Source organism: Flavimaribacter sediminis (assembly GCF_019492055.1).
Taxonomy (GTDB): domain Bacteria; phylum Pseudomonadota; class Alphaproteobacteria; order Rhizobiales; family Rhizobiaceae; genus Flavimaribacter; species Flavimaribacter sediminis.
In genome coordinates, this window is record NZ_JAICBX010000002.1 from 284,337 (window position 1) to 303,780 (window position 19,444).

Sequence of the window (19,444 nt, forward strand, 5' to 3'; positions counted from 1 at the left end):
GCTATCTCCTTACAAGAATCTTAGCCGGCGTGTCAGCCACTGGCGTAAATCAAATGGGGAAAGGCTCGCGGACAACCGCTTGAAGACGGGGTTGTGATTGAATAGGCATGATCGGAACAATTCCGATTGACGGACAGACACGATGACCGAGGAACAGAAGAGACCGGCCATAACGCTTATTGGCTTCGGAGAGGCGGGCGCGGCTTTTGCGGAAGGCTGGCGCGGCGACGGCGTCGACGCGGAGATCCGCGCCTTCGACATCAAGACGCAGTCAAACGACGCCAAAATCGCGCGCGACAAGTGGAAAGCCTACGATCGCTGGCAGGTAAAGGGCTTCGCCGATTTGCCCGCAGCGCTCGCCGAGGCGCGCATCATCTTTTCGCTCGTCACAGCCGACCAGTCTGAAACAGCGGCCGCCGACGCCGCGCCTCATCTTGGAGAAGGCGCCTATTTCTTCGACTGCAATTCGTGTTCGCCTGGAGCCAAGCGGCAGTCTGCGGCGCGCATGGAGGCGCGCGGCGTCCGCTATGTCGACACGGCGGTGATGTCGCCCGTGCATCCGAAACTTCACAAGGCGCCGGTACTCGTGAGCGGTCCGCACGCCGCCGACGGACTTGCGATCCTTGAAAAATTCGACATGGCGCCAAAACTGGTCGAAGGCGACGTCGGACGCGCCTCCTCCATCAAGATGATCCGAAGCATCATGATGAAGGGGCTGGAGGCGCTGGTCCTCGAATGCGTTCTTTCCGGTCGCAAGGCGGGCGTGGACGACGAGGTGCTCAGTTCGCTCGATGTGACCTATCCGGGCTTCGACTGGAAGGGCAAGGCGGCTTACATGATGGAGCGGGCGCTGACCCACGGAAAGCGCCGGGCGTCGGAAATGCGCGAGGTCGCGAAAACCGTCGAGGAACTCGGCTTTTCCCCGAGGATGGCGGAGGCCACGGTGTTCTGGGAACAGCTCGCGGCCGATCTGGAGCTCGACACGAGCGCCATGCCAATCGATGACTATCGATTTCTTGCGGACACCATTCTCGAGCGCAAACCATCGTCCTGAGGCGCGTTTCGATCAACGTATAAAAACATTTGTACTTTTGTCCAATTTCGTTAATTTCGGCGTCGTGAAAAAGTGGGAGTCAACACGACTGTTTCCGGATGTAAGATTTATACGCTTCTGCTAACGTAAGTTCATAGTGTCAAAATGGGAGGAAACCAATGCGATTGACCAATTTGATCAAGACACTCGCCGCTGCGTCCGTTGTCGCCATCATGGCGGTTCCGGGAGCCATGGCGCAGGAATACACATTCAAACTGCACCATCTTCTCGGCGCCAAGGCGCCGGCGCAAACCCAGATGCTTGAGCCCTGGGCCAAGCAGGTCGAGGAAAATTCCGGCGGCAAGGTCAAGATCGAGATCTATCCCGCCATGTCGCTCGGCGGTCGTCCTCCGGAACTTGTCGGCCAGGCCCGCGACGGCGTTGTCGACCTGATCTGGACGGTCAACGGTTATACGCCAGGGCTGTTCCCGCGCACGGAAGTGATGGAATTGCCTTTCGTTTACGTGAACGACCCGGTCGCCGCCAATCTGGCGCTCTACGACATGTTCGAGGATGACCTGAAGGAGGAATACAAGGGCCTTGAGGTCATGTTCCTGCATGTCCATGCAGGTCAGGCGATCCACATGCGCGACAAGGAAGTGCGCAAGCCCGAGGATCTGGAAGGCATGAAGATGCGCATTCCGACCCGGACAGGCGCATGGATCATTGAGGCGCTGGGCGCTGCGCCGGCGGCAATGCCGGTTCCGGAACTGCCGCAGGCGCTCTCCAAGGGCGTGGTCGACGGCGCATTCATTCCGTGGGAAATCATTCCGCCGCTCAAGATCCAGGACCAGACCCAGTATCAGGTCGAAGGCGCGGACATGGCGCGTTTCGGAACGACGACGTTCCAGGTCTCGATGAACAAGGATCGCTGGGACAGCCTTCCCGACGACATCAAGAAGGCCTTCAAGGATGCGTCCGGACCGGACTGGTGGGCCGAAGTCGGAGAGATCTGGCGCGCTTCCGATGACGCCGGCATCAAGATCGCCGTCGATGCGGGCAACGAGCATATCGTGCTGACAGAAGAGGAAACCGATGCTTTCCGCGAAAAGCTGGAGCCGGTCGTCGACCGCTGGGTCGAGGAAGTGACCGCTCAAGGGATCGATGGCGCCGGCCTCGTCGAGAAGGCCCGGACACTCATCGACCAGCACAGCCAGAACTAGCGTGACGGCAGACGAAAAAGGCGGCGCCGGCCCGATCGGCGCCGCTCGCAAAATCATTCATGGCTGGGCGTTATTGGGCGGTTGCGTTCTTCTCGCCGTCGTCGCGATGAACATGATTTCCGTTATTGGCGGCGTGGTGTGGAAGCCGTTTCCGGGCGATTTCGAGATGACCGAAGTGGGTGTCGCGATAGCCGCTTTCTCCTTTCTGCCTTACTGCCAACTTACCTACAGCAACGTGACCGCGGATATTTTCACATCCCGCGCCTCACCGCGCACGATCGCCTTTCTGACAGCCATCGCCTCGATCGTCGCGCTTCTGTTCAGCCTGCTTTTGTGCTGGAGGATGTTCGACGGCATGCTCGATCAGAAGGAATACGGCTACACGACAGCCATACTGCAATTCCCGCACTGGATGGCCTTCATCCCCTTTCTGATCTCGCTGGCCCTGCTGGCCATCGCAGCCCTGATCACTTTCGGCGAGAACGCAGCGGTGCTCATAGGAAATAAATCCGATGACTGAGGCGATCTCTCTCGGCGTCGGCAGCCTTGTCGTCCTTGTCGCCCTGATTGCGCTCCGCATGCCGATCGCATACGCGATGATCCTCGTAGGCGGCGTCGGCATCGCCATCGTCAACGGGCCGTCGCTGCTGATGAACCAGCTCAAGACGCTGGCCTACGGGCAATTCTCCATTTACGATCTTTCGGTGGTGCCCATGTTCGTCCTGATGGGCGCGCTGGCCGCCAAGGCGGGGTTGAGCCAGGCCCTGTTCCGGGCAGCAAACTCATGGCTCGGGCGATTACGAGGCGGCACCGCCATGGCTGCGATCGCTGCTTGCGCGGGCTTTGGCGCCGTTTGCGGCTCGTCGCTCGCAACCGCGTCCACCATGGGCCGCGTAGCCTTGCCGGAACTGCAGCGTTACAATTATTCCGGCGCGCTGGCCACGGGAACGCTCGCCGCCGGTGGCGTTCTCGGCATCCTCATTCCACCCTCCGTTGTTCTGATCATCTACGCGATCATCGTGGAGGCCAATATCGTCACGATGTTCATGGCTGCCTTCATTCCCGGCATCCTGGCGGTGATCCTGTTTCTTTTGACGATCGCGATCTACGTGACGGTCGTTCCCGATTCCGGGCCTGCAGGCGGCGCCAGCGACAGGCGCGAATTCGTGCGCGCGACGCTCGGCGTCATTCCCGTGCTGATTATCTTCGGACTGGTCATCGGCGGGATTTACGCCGGCCTGTTCAACCCGACGCCGGCTGCGGCCGTTGGCGTGACGCTTGTCTGGCTCTATGGGGCATTGCAGCGCAAGATCAGCCTCGGCGACATGAAGGACGCCTTGAAGGAAACCGCCGGCACCAGCGGCATGATCTATCTGATCCTGCTCGGCGCGGAACTCCTGAAGATATTCATGTCGCGGATCAACCTTCCGCAGGCGACGGCCGAATGGATTTCAACGTCCGGTCTGACGCCGATGACGGTGATGGTGCTGCTGTTGGTCGCCCTGATCCTGCTCGGCTGCCTGATGGACAGCCTGTCGATGATCCTGCTGGTGATCCCGTTTTTCTGGCCGGTGCTGATGGAGATCAACGGCGGCATCTATCAGGGAGCCGACGGCGCCGGCTACGGCATGAGCACGGAAGATCTGAAGATCTGGTTCGGTATCCTCGCTCTCATAGTCGTCGAACTGGGGCTGATTACGCCGCCGGTCGGGATGAATGTGTTCGTCATTTCAGCGCTGGCGAAGAATGTTCCGATGATAGAGACCTTCAAGGGCGTCATGCCATTCTTCTTCGCCGAGATCATTCGAGTGGTCATCATCCTGCTGTTCCCGGCGTTGACGCTGTGGCTGCCCCAGATACTCAGGTGAACCGCGAAACGGATTTGACAATGGATGCGAAAACGCAAGAAGACGTCACTGCCGGCGGCGCCATATTCACGCGGCTGAAAGCGCTTGGCGTGGACTATGTCTTCGCCAATTCCGGCACGGACTTTCCGCCGATCATCGAGGGGCTGGCGGAAGCGGCCGCCCGGTCGATCGAGCTTCCGCAGGCTGTGACCATTCCGCACGAACACGCCGCTGTCGGCATGGCGCACGGGTACTACCTGATCTCCGGCAAGGCGCAGGCGGTCATGCTGCACACCAATGTCGGGCTTTCGAACGGGGCAACCGGCGCCATCAACGCTGCCTGCGAACACATCCCCATGCTGATGATGTCCGGACGCACGCCGGTGACGGAAGGCGATCGCTTCGGCGCGCGGACGGTGCCTATCGGATGGGGACAGGAAATGCGCGATCAGGCCGCGCTGGTGCGCGAGGCCTGCAAGTGGGAATACGAGCTGAAGTTTCCGGAGCAGATCGCCTCGCTGCTGGACAGGGCGCACGCCATCTCCAATTCCACGCCGAAAGGCCCTGTCTACCTGTCTCTGCCGCGCGAAACACTGTGCGAACAGATTCCCGCCGACGATCTCGAACAGCCTACGACGATCGTCCCGGTCGTCGGCGGTCCCAATTCAAGCGATATCGAAACCGCGGCCGACTGGCTGGCGACAGCCGAAAACCCGCTCGTGATCGCGCAGCGGGGCGCCGGAGACGAGGCGAGTTTCCAGGCGTTCGCCGACTGGGCGGAGGAATGGGGCATCGCCGTCAGTTCCTGGTGGGCGACGCATCTTGCCATTTCCACCGAACATCCATGTCACGTGGGAGCCGATCCCGGTTCATGGATGGAGAAGGCCGACGTCGTCGTCATCCTCGACAGTATCGCGCCCTGGTGGCCGGACATGCACAGGCTTCATCCGAAGGCCCGCGTGATCAATATCGGCCCTGACCCGGTTTTCAGCCGCTTCCCGGTCCGAAACTTCCGGTCGGATCTTTCCATCGCAGGCGAAAACAGCGAGACGTTGCCGGCGCTCATCGCGGCGATGGATCGTCGCGAAAGAAACCTGAAGGCGCTGGAAAAGAGACGAAGCATGCTGGCGGAAGCCTCCGCTGCCCGCCGCAAGACGATCCGCGAGGACGCCGCCGCCAGAAACGCGCAGGGAATCACCAAGGCCTGGGCGAGCAAATGTCTGGGCGACGCTCTTCGGGACAAGACGTCCAGCGTCTTTTCCGAGCTGGGCGCGATACTGGGCGTATTGGAAAGGACAGAGCGAAACTCCTGGTTCCAGGAGCCGCATTCGGGCGGTCTGGGCTGGAGCTTTCCCTGCGCGATGGGCGCGCAGCTCGCCGATCCGGACCGGCTCTGCGTCGCCACAATGGGCGACGGGTCGTACATGTTCGCCAATCCCACGGTCTGCCACCAGATCGCCGAGGCGCTGGAACTGCCGGTGCTTATCATCATCCTCAACAACGAGGAGTGGGGCGCGGTGCGCGCATCCGTCGCGGGCCTCTATCCGGACGGTTACGCTGCGAAAGCAAACAAGATGCCGCTGACCGCGCTGAAACCCTCGCCCGACTTCACTTTGACGGCGGCGGCAAGCCGCGGCTGGGCGAAGAAAGTCTCGAAGGCAGAGGACCTTCCCGGCGTTCTCGAAGAGGCGATCGCCGTGGTCGAGAACGAGCGCCGCCAAGCGTTGGTGGAAGTCGCCACCCTTCCCGGCTAAAGCAATACGCGCTAATTCAGAACCGGTTCAGACCAAGCAAGGAAAAATCAATGTCCGATCTTACCCCTCCGTTTCGCGCCGATCACGTTGGCAGCCTGCTGCGCCCGGCGAGCGTCGCCGAAGCGCGCAAGAAATTTCAGGAAAACGCAATCACCGCGGACGAACTGAAATCCGTCGAGGACGAGGCGATCAAGGACGTTATCCGCATGCAGGAGGACGTGGGGCTCAAGGCCGTGACCGACGGTGAATTCCGCCGGTCGTTCTGGCATTACGACTTCATGGGCATGCTGACCGGATTCGACCTGGAAGAACGCGACGAAGGCGTTCAATTCGCCGGTGTAAAACTCCGGCCGATTTTCCCGACGATTTCCGGAAAGCTCGATTTTCCCGACGATCATTCGATGCTCGAACACTTCCGGTTCGTGGCGGCCAACACCAATGTCGTGCCGAAAATCTCCATACCCGGACCGAGCTGCTGTCATTTCCGCACGGCGCCGGCGGACATCAAGCCGGCAGAATACAAGGACGCCGACGTCCTGTTTGGCGATATCGCCGCAACATACAGGAAGGCCGTGCACTCCTTCTACGACGCCGGCTGCCGCTACCTGCAGATGGACGACATCTTTTTCGCCTATCTCTGCGATCCGAAGCACCGCGAGGAAAAGAAGGCGCAGGGTCAGGACCCCGACTGGTTGATCGACCGCTACGCCTGGATGATGCAGGAGGCGATCAAGGACCGGCCGTCGGACATGGTGATCGGCATGCACATGTGCCGAGGCAATTTCAAATCGACCTATGCGGCGGAAGGCGCCTACGATCCCGCCGCCGACGCCGTCTTCAACAAAACGGGCGTCGACATCTTCTTCATGGAGTACGACACGGACCGCGCCGGCGGTCTGGAGCCGCTGCGCCTGCTGTCCAAAGGCAAGCAGCGCGTTCTGCCCGGTTTCATCACGACGAAGACCGGTGAGCTCGAATCGATCGATGACCTGAAGAGGAAGTTCGACGAGGCGTCGCAATACGCCGATCTCGACCAGTTGGGCATCGCGCCGCAATGCGGTTTCGCCTCCACCGAGGAAGGCAACGCGGTGACCTTCGACGACCAGCGCCGCAAGCTTGAACTTGTCGTGGAGACGGCCAAGACAATCTGGGGCGAGGTTTAGGGATTTCGGAAATGGTACGGTTGGGTGGGCTCGAACCACCGACCTCTGGATCCACAATCCAGCGCTCTAACCAACTGAGCTACAACCGCATGGCGGGGTCATCCGTTCTGAACGCGTGACATACGGCGGCGGAATCAATTTGGCAAGACCAACTTGGAGCGGAACTGCAAAAATGCGGTTGCAGCCAACCATGTCGACAAGGTAGATCGTAGATCCCAGCCAACGCCATGTCACGGCTAGACAGTTCGTTCACCGGAAACCATTCATGCCAGAATACCGTTTCGCAGACCGCGCAGAAGCATTGCGCCAGTCCAGTCGCAAGGCCGAGAGCGGCATTATCGTGGTTAACAAGGGAAAGATTTTCCCACCGCTGCTGCCCGACATCAGCGAAGAATGCCAAATTGCCTCGAAACTGAGCGCGGAGACGCTGCAGACCGGCCCTGCAATGGGCTTGACGGAACTGCGAGACAGCATTGTCGAGTTCGTTGCAGCAGACGGAGTTGCATGCGCGCGGAACGAGGTGCTCGTGACAAATGGCGCCAAGCAGGCCATCGAGCTCGCATGCCGCGTATTCCTCAATCCGGGCGACCGGGTCATCGTCAGCGCTCCGACCTTCGCGACGGGATTACAGATCATACAGTCGCACGGCGCAAAGTTCCTGGTCATTCCGCAGGACGACGACGGCATGGACGTCGCATTTCTGGAGAAGGAACTCGCAAGCCTGGAGGCCCGTGGCGAACCGCTTCCAAAGCTTCTTTTCGAAATCGTCGACTTGAACAATCCCACCGGCTCCACAATGCCCGAGGCGCGCCGGAGACACCTGATCGATCTCGCGAAACACTACGGTTTCGTCATCCTGGAAGATTCGGCCTATCGGCGAATGCACTTCGAAGAGGCCCCGGTAAAAGCGCTGAAAGGATTTGACGATTCGGGCGTCGTCGTCATGCTCGGCACCTTCTCGAAGAATCTTGCTCCTGGCATGCGTCTCGGATGGGCGGTCGGGGCGCCGGACATCGTGCAGCGAATGGCGATGCTCAAAGCCGATGGCGGAAGCTCCCCGTTTACCCAGCGTCTCGTCGTCGAAATGATCCGACGCGGCCGAATGGACGAGCAAATCGAGCTTGTTCGCTCAGCGATGCGCGACCGGTGCGCTCTCGCCATAGCTGCGGTGCGGCGGGAACTGCCTGACGTGCAATTTCGGACGCCGGAGGGAAGTTTCTATCTCTGGATCCGTCTTCCTGAAGGGCTTTCGGCGCGAGACCTCACCGCCCGGGCGCGCGAGGAAGGCGTCGGCGTGGCTTCTGGTTGGGACTGGTTTCCAAATCATGAATCGGACAGCTTCCTGCGTTTCGCCTATAGCGGCGTTTCGGAAAGCGACCTTGAGGAAGGAATTCGAAGACTGGGAGTAGCCTATCAGTCCGTGACTGCAGAGATTGCAGATTCTTCACGCTGATCGGACAGGATCCGCGGCTTCAGAAATCGCGGTAGCCCAGAAGATAGCGAAAGACCAGCCCATCATACATTTCGATATTGAACGCCAACTCGAAAACGACGAACAACGCCGCCGTTACCGAGATACTGACGATTGCCGATAGGACCAGCCTCTCCCGGGCCAGAAGATACATGGAAAGAAATCCGTAGATCAGAATTCCGGGGAAGTGACCGAGCAATGCGATCAGTGCAAACAACGCCGCCATCGAAAACAGCATTGAGCCGATTTTGCCGGGGCCGCCTTCGGTCGTCGATCCTGTCACAGGAATATCGCCCGTCCTAGCCTTCGGATTGGCGCTCCTAATTCGCCAAGCCTGCAGCAGCATCAGAAACAGCAGCGGCGTCATGATAACGAACGGCGTTCGGGCAGACACCATTTCATAACGAAACGCTTCCAAGAAGGCCGCCAGCACAAGAACGCAGATAAATGCGAGAAACCAGATTTCGGTCGCCGGGCTACCATGCGGTTCCGCGGACGGACGTCCCGAAGCAGCCGGGACGTCGTTCGCCGTCGCAGGCATCGCGCGATTTCTGTTCCGGTAAATTGACACGACGTTGTAGGCGAGAAAAACCACTGCAATCATCGCGAGACCAAACGGCAAGGGTTCAGCAATGAACAAGGGGCCATCAAGCATCAAGGCCAGATAGAGATTTTTTTCGACCACGAACCCGAGCACGAAACCGATCAGGAGCGCTGCCCGGGAGTAATTGAACCTCTTCATGAGGTAGCCGAAAACGCCAAACACCAGTGCAACCGCAATATCAAGCAACGAACCGTTGGAAGCGTATGCGCCGCTGACAATGACCGCCATCAGAGCAGGTGCAAGCATCGACGAGCGGATGGTCGTGACCCGGCTGAGCGGATTGACAAGAAACATCCCGAAAACGGTCCCAATCAGATTTCCGAGAATGATCGTGAAAATCATGATGAAGACGATGTCGACATGCTGATTGAGCATTTGCGGCCCAGTCTCGAGCCCGAGAATGAACAGCCCGGAAAGCAGGATCGCCATTGAGGACGAACCGGGAATACCGAAAGCGATCGTCGAGGCGAGCGCTCCGCCCTCAACAGCGTCGTTCGCGGCTTCGGGGCCGATGACGCCTTCCACATTGCCCTTTCCGAAGCTTTCCTTGTTTTTCGACGACTGCTTTGCATGGCCGTAGGCGACGAACGCCGCCGGCGCGGAACCGAGACCGGGGATGAGACCCATAAGAGTCCCGATCGCCGAACATCGCAGAACAAGCCACCATTTTCCGAAGGCCGCGCGCACGCCTTCGAATATCTGCTTCTGCACTTGCCGGCTTGATTCGATCTTGGCCTGCCCCCTGGCAAGCGGTCCGGCGATCGACCACAGCTCAATCATTTCTGCAACCGCAAACAAACCCAGCACAACCGGCACGAGCGAAAGGCCATCAGCAAGCCGCTCGAACCCGAAGGTGAATCGCTCGGTGTTGGTGACATTGTCCAAACCAACCATCGCCAAAAGGAGGCCCGCCAATGCGGCAATCAGACTGCGCATCATGTCTTCCCTGCCGAGCACCGCCACAAATGTCAGAGACAGAAAGGCAAGGATGACGATCTCCGGTGGGCCAAAGAAAAGAACGGTTTCCTGAAGCACCGGAATGAAAAGCGCCAGGGCGACTGCGCCGAAAGTCGCGCCCAGAAGGCAGGAGGTCATGGCCGCCCCGAGAGCAATCCCGAGGTCTCCCTTATCCCGCATCGCCGGTCCGTCCAGCAATGTGGCCGCGTTCTGAGGCGATCCGGGAATCCCGAACAGGATCGCCGTAATGCCGCCACCCTGCGAGACCGTGGCGTGGGCGCCGAGAAGAAAGGCGATCCCCGATCCCGGCTCCATGGAGTAGAGGAACGTCACGGCCATCGCCATCGCGAAGTGACCGGACAGTCCCGGAATTACGCCCACGACCAGACCAAATAGCGAACCGATAACCAGGTACGGCAGGACGGCGAGGCTGACCGTCTGCAGGAAACCACTGGCAATCCCCTCGAGAATGCCCATCAGGCGCTTCCCGACGAGGACAGAGTCGGGGATTTCCTGACACCGCTCAATCGGCTGCTGACTGGCTGGTGGTTCAGAGTTCGCCCCGTATTGCAACTGCAAAGAGTTCCTGCGTCTGCTGATCCATACCGGTCACGGAGCGGATGATTTCGATCATCTCGCTGCCGGAAGCGTAAGAAATCTGACGCCCTGCGGCCTTGGCTGTTTCAACAAATTCCGGATCACTCATTGCCTTGCGGAACGCGTCCCGAAGAAAATCCGATCGGTCTTCGGGTATGCCCGGAGGCCCGACCACCGGTCGGCCGACCACGGAGAGCGCCTTCCAGGCGTCCAGAATCTTTACTTTCGCCGCCTCGTCTTCAGACCCGGCGATTACGTCATACACGCTTGGAATGTTCTCCAGTTCCTTTTGAGGATTCTTCTCGGCGTGCAGCACAATGGTCAGTTCCTTGTCGGAAACCCCTTTCAAGGCTTCAGCCAGGGAACCCCACCAGGCGTCGATATCGCCACGCAGGAGAGCCAGCCGGATATCCGGAGAATTGTTGAAACCGTGGATCAATTTTTGATCGAGACCGAAAACATGCGCTGCTATGACTGCATCGACATAAGCGTTGCCGCCCAGACCCGCGGCGCCGACGACGATGGTTTTGCTTCCATCGGCAAATTCTTCGAAATTCTCTATGCCGCTTTCGGCGCCGACAACCATGACGCGCTGTTCCGTACTGATACGGCCGATATAGGTAAACTCGGCAATCTTGTAAGCAGCGCCCTTCTGCCCGGCGATCTCGTTCATGACGAGCGCCGATCCCGGGACGATCCCGACTGTCAGGCCATCCGCCGGGGCCTTGAAAATCTCCGCCGATCCCCGCATTCCACCGGAACCCGGCATATTTACGATATCGACCCGCGATCCGGTGTATTTGCTCACGAACGGCGCGAGCAAGCGGCTGTATTCGTCATAACCGCCGCCCGGTTTGTAGGGCACGATCCATTTTATCGATTTTCCTTCGTAAAAGGACCCGGCGTCCTGAGCAAAAACGCCGCCTCCATTCACAAGGCTGGTGATCGCGAGCATCGAGGCTGCAAGCCATCGCAATACATTCTTTCTCACAAGTCCCTCCAATGAAATCCCCATCGGCCCTCTACTTTAACCCGCAAGTTCATGCAACCAAGTCGGGCAGTTTTCGAGCCTCGGTTAACCAACAATTCCTTGTCTTCTGTTTCGGTGAAGAATCCGTACCTTGATTGTATAACCGGCTGCAAGTATTTCGGAAACGCGATTACCACACTGAATACTGAATGGGTGAACTTGATCTCTGGATCAGTATATTTATCATGTTTAGCTTACTCTTCACTTTAGAAAGATTCCAATCTGCAATGATTGCAAAACAGGTGTTCTGAATATGATGCGTGCTCAGAAAGCGCGAGGCAGCCGGCAACCTTCAAAATCCGCCAGTGACAGAATCGACGCGCTCGGGCGGAAGTTGAAAATGGCGTTCAGTTATTTTCGCATTCGTGAATCGTTTGGAAACAAATTGCTGAACAGCCTTCTTTGTCTCCGGTACGACCATCTGGTCATTCAGTATCGGCAGGTGTTCAGTCGTTTGCCGAACATGGCGAATCCTCAGGCATTCACGGAAAAGGTTCTGCATCGAAAGATTTTCGATCGCGATCCGACTCTGGCGATATATTGCGACAAACTGGCGTCCCGCGACATCGTTGCAGAAACTGCGCCTGAAGTTTCTTTCGCAAAGCTGCTCTGGGCGGGACGCGATCCCGACAAGATACCCTTCGAGACGCTTCAGCCGCCATTTGTCGTCAAACCCAACAACCGGTCCGGTCTCATCCTTTTCGTTCGCAACCAAACGGAGGTTGATCCGAAACGGATCAAGGATTTCTGTAATGAATGGCTGCATATCAACTCCCACGGCAAGTACATGGGCGAGTGGGGATATGGCCAGGTCGATACGAAGATTGTGATCGAGGAGATGCTTCCCGGCGCCGTTGAAGGCGCGCCGCCGGCGGACATCAAACTGTTCGTGACCGGCGGCCGGGTCGCGGCGATCTATTACAGCACCGGGCGATACGGCGACCGGGTCGGTTTGCGGGGATTTTTCGACCGTGACTGGATTCAATTGCCCTGGGACAAGTGGACACGGGACGGTCGTATCGTTCTGCAGGGAGACATACCTGTTCCGAAAAACCTGGATACAATGATCGAGGCCGCAGAACGGCTCGGAGCAAGGACCCCGTTCCTGCGGGTCGACTTGTTCAATATCGACGGAAAACTCTATTGCACGGAACTGACGCCCTATCCCTATTCAGGCATGAGGGCTCCGATCCTCAAAGATGAGCCTGACACGAATCCGCCATCGCGGGTGGCCGACAGCAATCTGGGCGCTTCATGGCCCGTTCCGGAAATCGGGTTCGCGCACAAACTCGGCAAAGCTCTCGGGTTTCTGTAAAATCCCGCCTCTGACTTTAACACTCCGCAGGAAGGTGATTTACGAACTCCGAGAGCGATTGGTTCACTCACATAATTGTGCGACGCCGTCATGTTCCGTACCGCGGACAGGTCATGTAAACTTTATCAAGGGGAAATGGAGAATGATAATTCAGGCTTAAAGGGCGAAACCAATATGAAATCTCCTTTCTACAATCGTCGTTCCTTTCTTTTTTCCGCCGGCCTGGCGAGCGCCTTCACGGCGCTGGAACCCTTTGGGTTGCTTTCGCCGGCAAGCGCCATCGGACTGGCGCCGACCCGGTCGATGCGCGGCGGCAGCAACAATTACCGCCCGAATGCGCCCATGGTCGACCGCCTGGGATCGGGTTTCTGGGTCTCCGGCAGAGTGCGCCGCGCCGGCGATGGCGCGCCGCTTGAAGGCGTGCGTATCCAGATCTGGGCCGCGACGACCCTCGGCGGAGAACGGGAGCCGCGAAATCACGGCAGCGTGCTGACTGCAGCCGACGGAAGTTTCCGGCTTGAAATGGAGCAGATCGTTCCGAATTTCGGCCAACCGCATGCGCATCTGGCCTATGACGACGGCGCTTATGAAACCGTGTTCCTGCGTCCCGTGATGCCGAGCGCAAGCGATACGTCTGTCAGCACGGAGTTTGTGCTCGCGCCTGTGTGACGCTGCAGACCTCACATCCATGCAAAATTCCGCAAGAGGCGCGGTCGCCACAGCAATATGGATCATTCTGGCGACCGTGATGATTGGGCCCGTTCTGGTCGCCACAACCAGCCCCTATCTGGCCTACCGCAACACCGCATATATCATCGGTGGTTTCGCCGGAATCATCAGCTTGTCGCTGCTGTTGATCCAGCCTTTGCTCGCCGCAGGATACCTTCCGGGCGCAAGGGCGATCACCGGGCGTAAATGGCACCGATGGGTCGGGACGGCGATCGTCGTCTGCGTAGGTCTTCATGTCGGAGGGCTTTATGTGACGAGCCCGCCCGACACGCAGGACGCGCTTCTGCTTGTCTCACCCACCGCCTTTTCCGTTTACGGCGTGCTGGCGATGTGGGGGATCGTGCTGACGGTGGCGCTCGTCATTCTGCGTCACCGCATGGGATTGCGCTATGCGACGTGGCGTCTTGTCCATAATGGTCTGGCGGCGATCGTCGTTGCGGCGACGGTGACCCATGCGCTTCAGATCGAAGGCGCAATGGAAACCGTTTCGAAATGGGGGCTTTGCATTGCCGTGGTCGCCGCGACCGGCGCCACGCTGATCGATCTTCGTCTGATCAGGCCATTTTTCGCCCCCAAGGGCGGCTGGATAAACGGTGACCCCAACGCCAGAAAGCAAAAGGCCGGCGATGAACCGCCGGCCTGAAAATCATTCCCGTTCAAGGGCTACTGTTACGCCTTGAAGCTCTTGGCTGCCTTTTCGTAGGCGGCCTTGCCCGGCTTGGAGACATCATCAGCGACCTTGCGCGCTGTGTCCTGGAAACCCTTGACGTGGTTGACGGCGCTTTCGGCCTGACTGCGAACGAAGGCGGTCTGCAGTTCAATGAACTCGGCGACCGACTTGACGCCCATCAGCGACTCAAGGTGAGTCAGCGAGCTGTCGGCGGTTGACCGAACGGAGTCGATGGCCTTGAGACCCATCTCAACGGTTCCGGCCTGGGCGGATTCCAGAGTCTGCTCAACCGTCTTGGTAGCATCTTCGGCAGCAGTCTTGAACTTGTCATAAGCTTCCTTCGACTGGCTCATGCCCTTCTCGGTGAATTCGCGATAGGAATCACCGAACTTGGCGGGATCGAAAGCGGTGAATGCAAATACATCTTCAGTGGTGGTTTTTCTGGTAGCCATTTTGGCGCTCCTTCCTTGGGCCCTCTCAAGAGGCGCCCGGTTTCATTTGCTTCAGATCCTATATAGGACAGTTTATTGTGCATTGCAACATATTTTTGCAGTGCACAAATTTCCATTAACCCTGTTGGCACTAATTCCGGCTTGAATGGCCTCTCAAAGCCGCCTTCATATGGACCCGAAACCTCAAGCGGCCTATTAACAGACTATTAATAATAAAGCAGGCTTCGGAACCGGCGCGCCGGTGGCGGCCTTTGATATGAATACGCGCAGCAGATCCACGAATTGGCTGCAGACGAGTTGAAACGCAGGTGAGAGAATGCCGTCACGGCAATATCCCTTCATCGACATAGCGGTTCATGACCGGATCCGGGAGGGTTTCGCCAGCGGCGACGCACAAGTCCTGCTCGCGCAGAACCTGACGGATCTGCTTTGGGTGAACGGCGCCGGCGCTCATCTCTTCGGCTACTCCAATCTCTACGATTTTTTGGAAGAAGGCCTTGCTTCGGGATCGGCCACGTTTCGGCAGGTTCAGAGCGCCGCCCGATCCGCCGATCGCTCCGGCCCGTCGAAACCACACCGATTTGCAATGCGCATCGGCTCGGGCTTTCGCCGCCCCATGCTTTCTGCCGGCATGGAGCGGATACAGCTTTCCGGCGGAGAGCCCGCCTATTTGCTGACCTGCTCACAGGAGACAGCATCCGAAACGCCGGAGGACCGGGCCGGTCACATGATCGGCGGCTTCGAGAACACCGGCACGCATGCGGCGGTTCTTGATGCAGAGGGGCGTGTCGTCGCCTCCACTCAATCATTCCAGCGACTGGAAATGGACGACGCGACCCGCAAGCGCCTGATCGAGGATGTCGCCCGCGATACGGACAGGCTGGTCAAACACCCGGTGCGCACCGCTCTCGGCTATCTCCCGGCCGCCGTCGCCCGGATTGACGACGACAACGAACTGCACCTGATGTTCGCAGTCGAAATGTCGATCGGCAATCTGGACCCGGCGCCTGAACCGGAGGTCTTGCCGGATGTTTCGGAGCATGAAGGTAACATCGACGCGGCTTCGGAAACCGAGACGGATACACCCAAAACGGAGCTGGACCAGTCCGCAACCGCAGCGCAGACACCGGGCGCGGATATCATCGCCCCGGCTCCGCCTTCGGACATGGCAGAAGAACCGGTAGAAAACACTATCGATCCGCCCTTGTCGGAAACGGACGACGAAGCGGAGCCTGTTCGAGACGAAAGCGCGGAGTCTACCGATGAAGGCTCCGAAATTAAGCATCCCTCGGAAGCGCCGTCAGAACCAGATGATACGCCGGAAACAGAAGCGGCGGAGACCGTGGCCGCGGCGGCGGAAAACTTCGTATTCAACCCGTCTGGTCGCCCTGTCCGCTTTCTGTGGAAAATCGACGCGGAAAGACAGTTCACCGAAATATCTCCTGAATTCGCCGATGTGGTCGGCCCCAACGCCGCCGATGTCATCGGCCGCAAATTCAGCGATGTCGCGCAGGTCTTCAATATCGATCCGAAGCATGAGATCGTCGAGTTGCTGCAGCGTCGAGACACCTGGTCAGGCAAGACTGTGTTCTGGCCCGTTCAGGGAACCGAATTGCGCGTGCCTGTGGATCTCGCGGCATTGCCGACCTATTCGCGCGAACGGGAATTTGACGGCTTCCGTGGTTTCGGCATCGTGCGCTGCGGCGATGCGCGCAACGACCCCGAGCGCATAGGCCTGGCTCTCGCCGACGACGCCAGACCCGCAGCGACGACGATCCCGGCGGCGACACCCGATCCGCAGGCCTTACCGGACGCCGATGTTTCGGATGAGGACGCGGACCTGTCCGCGGAACCAGTCGAGACCACTGACCGCGATGCAACGGCGGACCGGCCAGAAACCGAAAAGGTGATACAACTCGAAGATCGCCGCACCAAGCCGAGGCCCGGCCTCAGCAACGCCGAGAAAATGGCTTTCAGGGAGATTGCCGAGAAACTCGGACATGCGGCCGACGAACTGCCCGCTTTCGGAAAGAGAAGCAATTCGGATGTCGAAGAGCCGACCGAGCCGGAGCCAGCCGTCAGCCCTGAAGAGCCGGAGACGCCAGTCGCCAATGCAGATACGCCCTTTGACGACAGCGACGAGACAACGCCGCCGCCGGAAGAAGAGCTTCCCGCATTCCCTTCGCCCGAGCCCGCGTCCGGTCGCGAGCTGTTCGCCAACGAACTGCCCGCGTCCGGTCGCGAGCTGTTCGCCAACGAACTCGACCGTCTCGACGTTCCAACCGTAATTCACAATGGATCCAGCATCTATTTCGCCAATGACTCCTTCAAGGCGCTGACGGGTTTCGATGGCGCGGAGGAAGTCAACGCGACGGGCGGTCTTCCCGTCATCCTTGGCCGCGTGGAGGACGATGACGATCTGGACGCCGGAAACGCGGCGATGACATTGCATACGCTGCACGGCCAGTCCGTCGAGGTCGATGCGAAATTGCGATCGGTGAACTGGGAAGGAAAAAAGGCGCTGATGCTGACATTCGTTCCGCTGGCGACCGATGTAGCGCAGCCCCCGGAAGAACCGACGCCTGTTTTGGAAGAGGAACCGGACCTCGCCTCGGAGAGCGACCCGGCCGAAGCCCGGAAAGTTGCAGCGCTGGAAGTGGAAGTGAACGAGCTGCGCTCGATCCTGGAAACCGCAACCGACGGCGTGGTGCTGCTCGGCCAGGACGGAACGATCAGGTCTCTCAACCGGTCGGCGTCGGCGCTGTTCGACTACGACGAGGATGAAATTCGCGGCAAGCCGTTCTCCTATTTGTTCGCGCATGAAAGCCAGCGGGCCGTCAGGGACTATCTCGCCAGTCTTTCCGATCATGGCGTGGCCAGCGTGCTCAATGACGGCAGGGAGGTTATCGGGCGCGAAGCGTCCGGGCGTTTCCTGCCGCTCTTCATGACCATCGGCCATCTGTCCGGTTCGAACGGTCATTGCGCCGTCATGCGCGACATCACCCAATGGAAACGGGCCGAAGAGGAATTGAGGAGCGCCAAGCGCGAAGCAGAATCGGCCAGCCTCCACAAGTCGGAATTCCTGGCCCGGGTCAGCCACGAAATCCGCACGCCGCTGAACGCGATTATTGGTTTTTCCGATCTGATGGCCGAACAGCGCTTCGGTCCTATCGGCAGCCCTCGATACGTGGAATACGCAAACGACATAGGGCGTTCCGGCAAACATGTGCTGGAGATCGTCAATGATCTGCTGGACATCTCCAAGATCGAGGCCGGCGAACAGGAACTGGACTTCGCAGCCATCTCGCTCAATCAGACGCTGCTCGACGCCGTCACGATTCTCCAGCCGCAGGCGAACAGGCAGCGCGTCATCATCCGCACCAGCCTGTCCTCCGCTGTGCCCGATGTCGTCGCGGACCGGCGGTCGATCAAGCAGATCGCGATCAATATTCTTTCGAACGCGGTGCGTTTCACGCCGGCCGGCGGGCAGGCGGTCGTCTCGTCGTCCTATGAAAAGGACGGCGGCGTCGTCGTACGCATTCGCGACACAGGCGTCGGGATGTCGGACCAGCAACTCGCCGACGCAATGAAGCCGTTCCGCCAGGTCTCGGAAAGCGCGCGTCCGCGCGGAGAAGGCACGGGTCTCGGCCTGCCGCTCGCCAAGGCGATGACCGAGGCCAACCGGGCGCAGTTCTCGATGGATTCAAAACCCGGCGCCGGCACCATCGTGGAAATCCGCTTTCCCCCGCAGCGGGTGCTGGCGGAGTAGGTCAGGCGCGCTTGCGTAACCGTGTAGACATTATCTGCAGCAGAAGGCGCAAGTTGACCCAGAACAGCCAGATCCCGAACAACGTCAAAATAAACCCGTAACCTGGATTCAAGATCACAACAGCGCCGCTTGTAAGCAGACCGCTGACTGCGACCAAGATGGCGGTGGCTAATTCTGGCAATCCATATCGTAGTAACACTGTAAGAATTCGACCACCGTCCAACGGCAGGACTGGAAGAATATTCACGACGAACAGGATCAGATTGCAGTAGGCAACGAATTCAACAGAATTGGCGAGCCATCGCGAGGAGTCCGAAAAATCGACTTTTCCAAACTGCGAAAGCGGCGGGGTCGCGTGAATGATCCAAACCAAGAGAAAAAGCAGGAGATTCGTCGCCGGGCCAGCCGCGAGTATGGCCAGTGTCTTTCCGCGTGACGCCTGCCCCCTGCCCAACTGAGCATACCCAATCAACCCACCGAGAACGACTTGTTTAACTGGCAGTCCAAATGTCCTGCCCGTCAATGCATGACCAAGCTCATGGAGCAACAAGGAAAATAGCAAGCCCAAAGTCGCTGCAACAATGAATGCGAGATCTGGCTCCAGTCCTGCTGCAGCAGGAAGACCGTACAATATCAGTGGAACAATCAGAACAGTGATATCGATTTTGACAGGTATTCCATGAATATAAAACAGAGTGAATTTCGGAACTTTTGCAATCATGTAAGGACGGCGCCCACATTTGAGTTGGTTTCACCATGTTCCGATTTAGACATGAACGGAAGGCTGTTGCGTGTATAAGCGCGTTTTTGCACCGCCAGCCGCGATTTTG

15 protein-coding genes and 1 tRNA gene are annotated in these 19,444 nt (G+C 58.8%); 11 read left to right on the forward strand and 5 right to left on the reverse strand.

Annotation, left to right across the window (positions count from 1 at the left end):
- Positions 1–142 precede the first annotated feature (142 nt).
- The 6 genes from K1W69_RS09580 to K1W69_RS09605 all read left to right on the forward strand — a co-directional run bounded on the left by K1W69_RS09580 (position 143) and on the right by K1W69_RS09605 (position 7,020).
- A complete protein-coding gene (locus K1W69_RS09580) occupies positions 143–1,054 on the forward strand; it encodes a DUF1932 domain-containing protein (protein WP_220228142.1) in 912 nt (303 codons plus the stop codon).
- A 212-nt stretch (positions 1,055–1,266) separates the two neighbouring features.
- Positions 1,267–2,256: a TRAP transporter substrate-binding protein gene (locus K1W69_RS09585; protein ID WP_370688252.1), complete on the forward strand. Its 990-nt coding sequence runs from the start codon at positions 1,267–1,269 to the stop codon at positions 2,254–2,256.
- 1 nt (position 2,257) lies between these two features.
- Entirely contained in the window at positions 2,258–2,776 is a 519-nt protein-coding gene (locus tag K1W69_RS09590) for a TRAP transporter small permease (RefSeq protein ID WP_370688224.1), read from the forward strand.
- A complete protein-coding gene (locus K1W69_RS09595) occupies positions 2,769–4,124 on the forward strand; it encodes a TRAP transporter large permease (protein ID WP_220228145.1) in 1,356 nt (451 codons plus the stop codon). Before K1W69_RS09590 ends, K1W69_RS09595 begins: the two co-directional genes overlap by 8 nt.
- A 20-nt stretch (positions 4,125–4,144) precedes the next feature.
- A complete protein-coding gene (locus tag K1W69_RS09600; protein WP_220228146.1) occupies positions 4,145–5,857 on the forward strand; it encodes a thiamine pyrophosphate-requiring protein in 1,713 nt (570 codons plus the stop codon).
- Between the two features lie 50 nt (positions 5,858–5,907).
- On the forward strand, positions 5,908–7,020 hold the full coding sequence (locus tag K1W69_RS09605; RefSeq protein ID WP_220228147.1) for a 5-methyltetrahydropteroyltriglutamate--homocysteine S-methyltransferase: 1,113 nt from the start codon (positions 5,908–5,910) through the stop codon (positions 7,018–7,020).
- Positions 7,021–7,032: 12 nt separating this feature from the next.
- Here K1W69_RS09605 and K1W69_RS09610 read toward each other — a convergent pair.
- A tRNA-His gene (locus K1W69_RS09610) sits at positions 7,033–7,109 on the reverse strand.
- Positions 7,110–7,285: 176 nt separating this feature from the next.
- Between K1W69_RS09610 and K1W69_RS09615 the strand changes: the two genes are divergently transcribed.
- Entirely contained in the window at positions 7,286–8,473 is a 1,188-nt protein-coding gene (locus K1W69_RS09615) for an aminotransferase-like domain-containing protein (protein ID WP_220228148.1), read from the forward strand.
- Positions 8,474–8,492: 19 nt separating this feature from the next.
- Here the strand turns inward: K1W69_RS09615 and K1W69_RS09620 are convergent, their stop codons facing one another.
- A complete protein-coding gene (locus K1W69_RS09620; RefSeq protein WP_220228149.1) occupies positions 8,493–10,529 on the reverse strand; it encodes a tripartite tricarboxylate transporter permease in 2,037 nt (678 codons plus the stop codon).
- A gap of 73 nt (positions 10,530–10,602) precedes the next feature.
- The gene (locus K1W69_RS09625; RefSeq protein WP_220228150.1) at positions 10,603–11,640 is read right to left on the reverse strand and encodes a Bug family tripartite tricarboxylate transporter substrate binding protein; all 1,038 of its coding nucleotides are present in this window, start codon (positions 11,638–11,640) and stop codon (positions 10,603–10,605) included.
- 424 nt (positions 11,641–12,064) lie between these two features.
- Between K1W69_RS09625 and K1W69_RS09630 the strand changes: the two genes are divergently transcribed.
- The 3 genes from K1W69_RS09630 to K1W69_RS09640 all read left to right on the forward strand — a co-directional run bounded on the left by K1W69_RS09630 (position 12,065) and on the right by K1W69_RS09640 (position 14,366).
- Positions 12,065–12,994, forward strand: a complete 930-nt coding sequence (locus tag K1W69_RS09630) for an ATP-grasp fold amidoligase family protein (protein WP_220228151.1) — start codon at positions 12,065–12,067, stop codon at positions 12,992–12,994.
- Positions 12,995–13,168: 174 nt separating this feature from the next.
- Positions 13,169–13,663, forward strand: coding sequence for a peptidase associated/transthyretin-like domain-containing protein (locus tag K1W69_RS09635; protein ID WP_220228152.1), 495 nt, complete (start codon positions 13,169–13,171; stop codon positions 13,661–13,663).
- Positions 13,664–13,682: 19 nt separating this feature from the next.
- Positions 13,683–14,366, forward strand: coding sequence for a ferric reductase-like transmembrane domain-containing protein (locus K1W69_RS09640; protein WP_220228153.1), 684 nt, complete (start codon positions 13,683–13,685; stop codon positions 14,364–14,366).
- Positions 14,367–14,392: 26 nt separating this feature from the next.
- Here K1W69_RS09640 and K1W69_RS09645 read toward each other — a convergent pair whose 3' ends face one another.
- Entirely contained in the window at positions 14,393–14,845 is a 453-nt protein-coding gene (locus K1W69_RS09645) for a phasin family protein (RefSeq protein WP_220228154.1), read from the reverse strand.
- Positions 14,846–15,161: 316 nt separating this feature from the next.
- Here K1W69_RS09645 and K1W69_RS09650 point away from each other — a divergent pair, with 316 nt between their 5' ends.
- Positions 15,162–18,614, forward strand: coding sequence for a PAS domain S-box protein (locus K1W69_RS09650; protein WP_220228155.1), 3,453 nt, complete (start codon positions 15,162–15,164; stop codon positions 18,612–18,614).
- Between the two features lies 1 nt (position 18,615).
- Here K1W69_RS09650 and K1W69_RS09655 read toward each other — a convergent pair whose 3' ends face one another.
- A complete protein-coding gene (locus K1W69_RS09655; RefSeq protein ID WP_220228156.1) occupies positions 18,616–19,335 on the reverse strand; it encodes a site-2 protease family protein in 720 nt (239 codons plus the stop codon).
- Between the last annotated feature and the right edge of the window lie 109 nt (positions 19,336–19,444).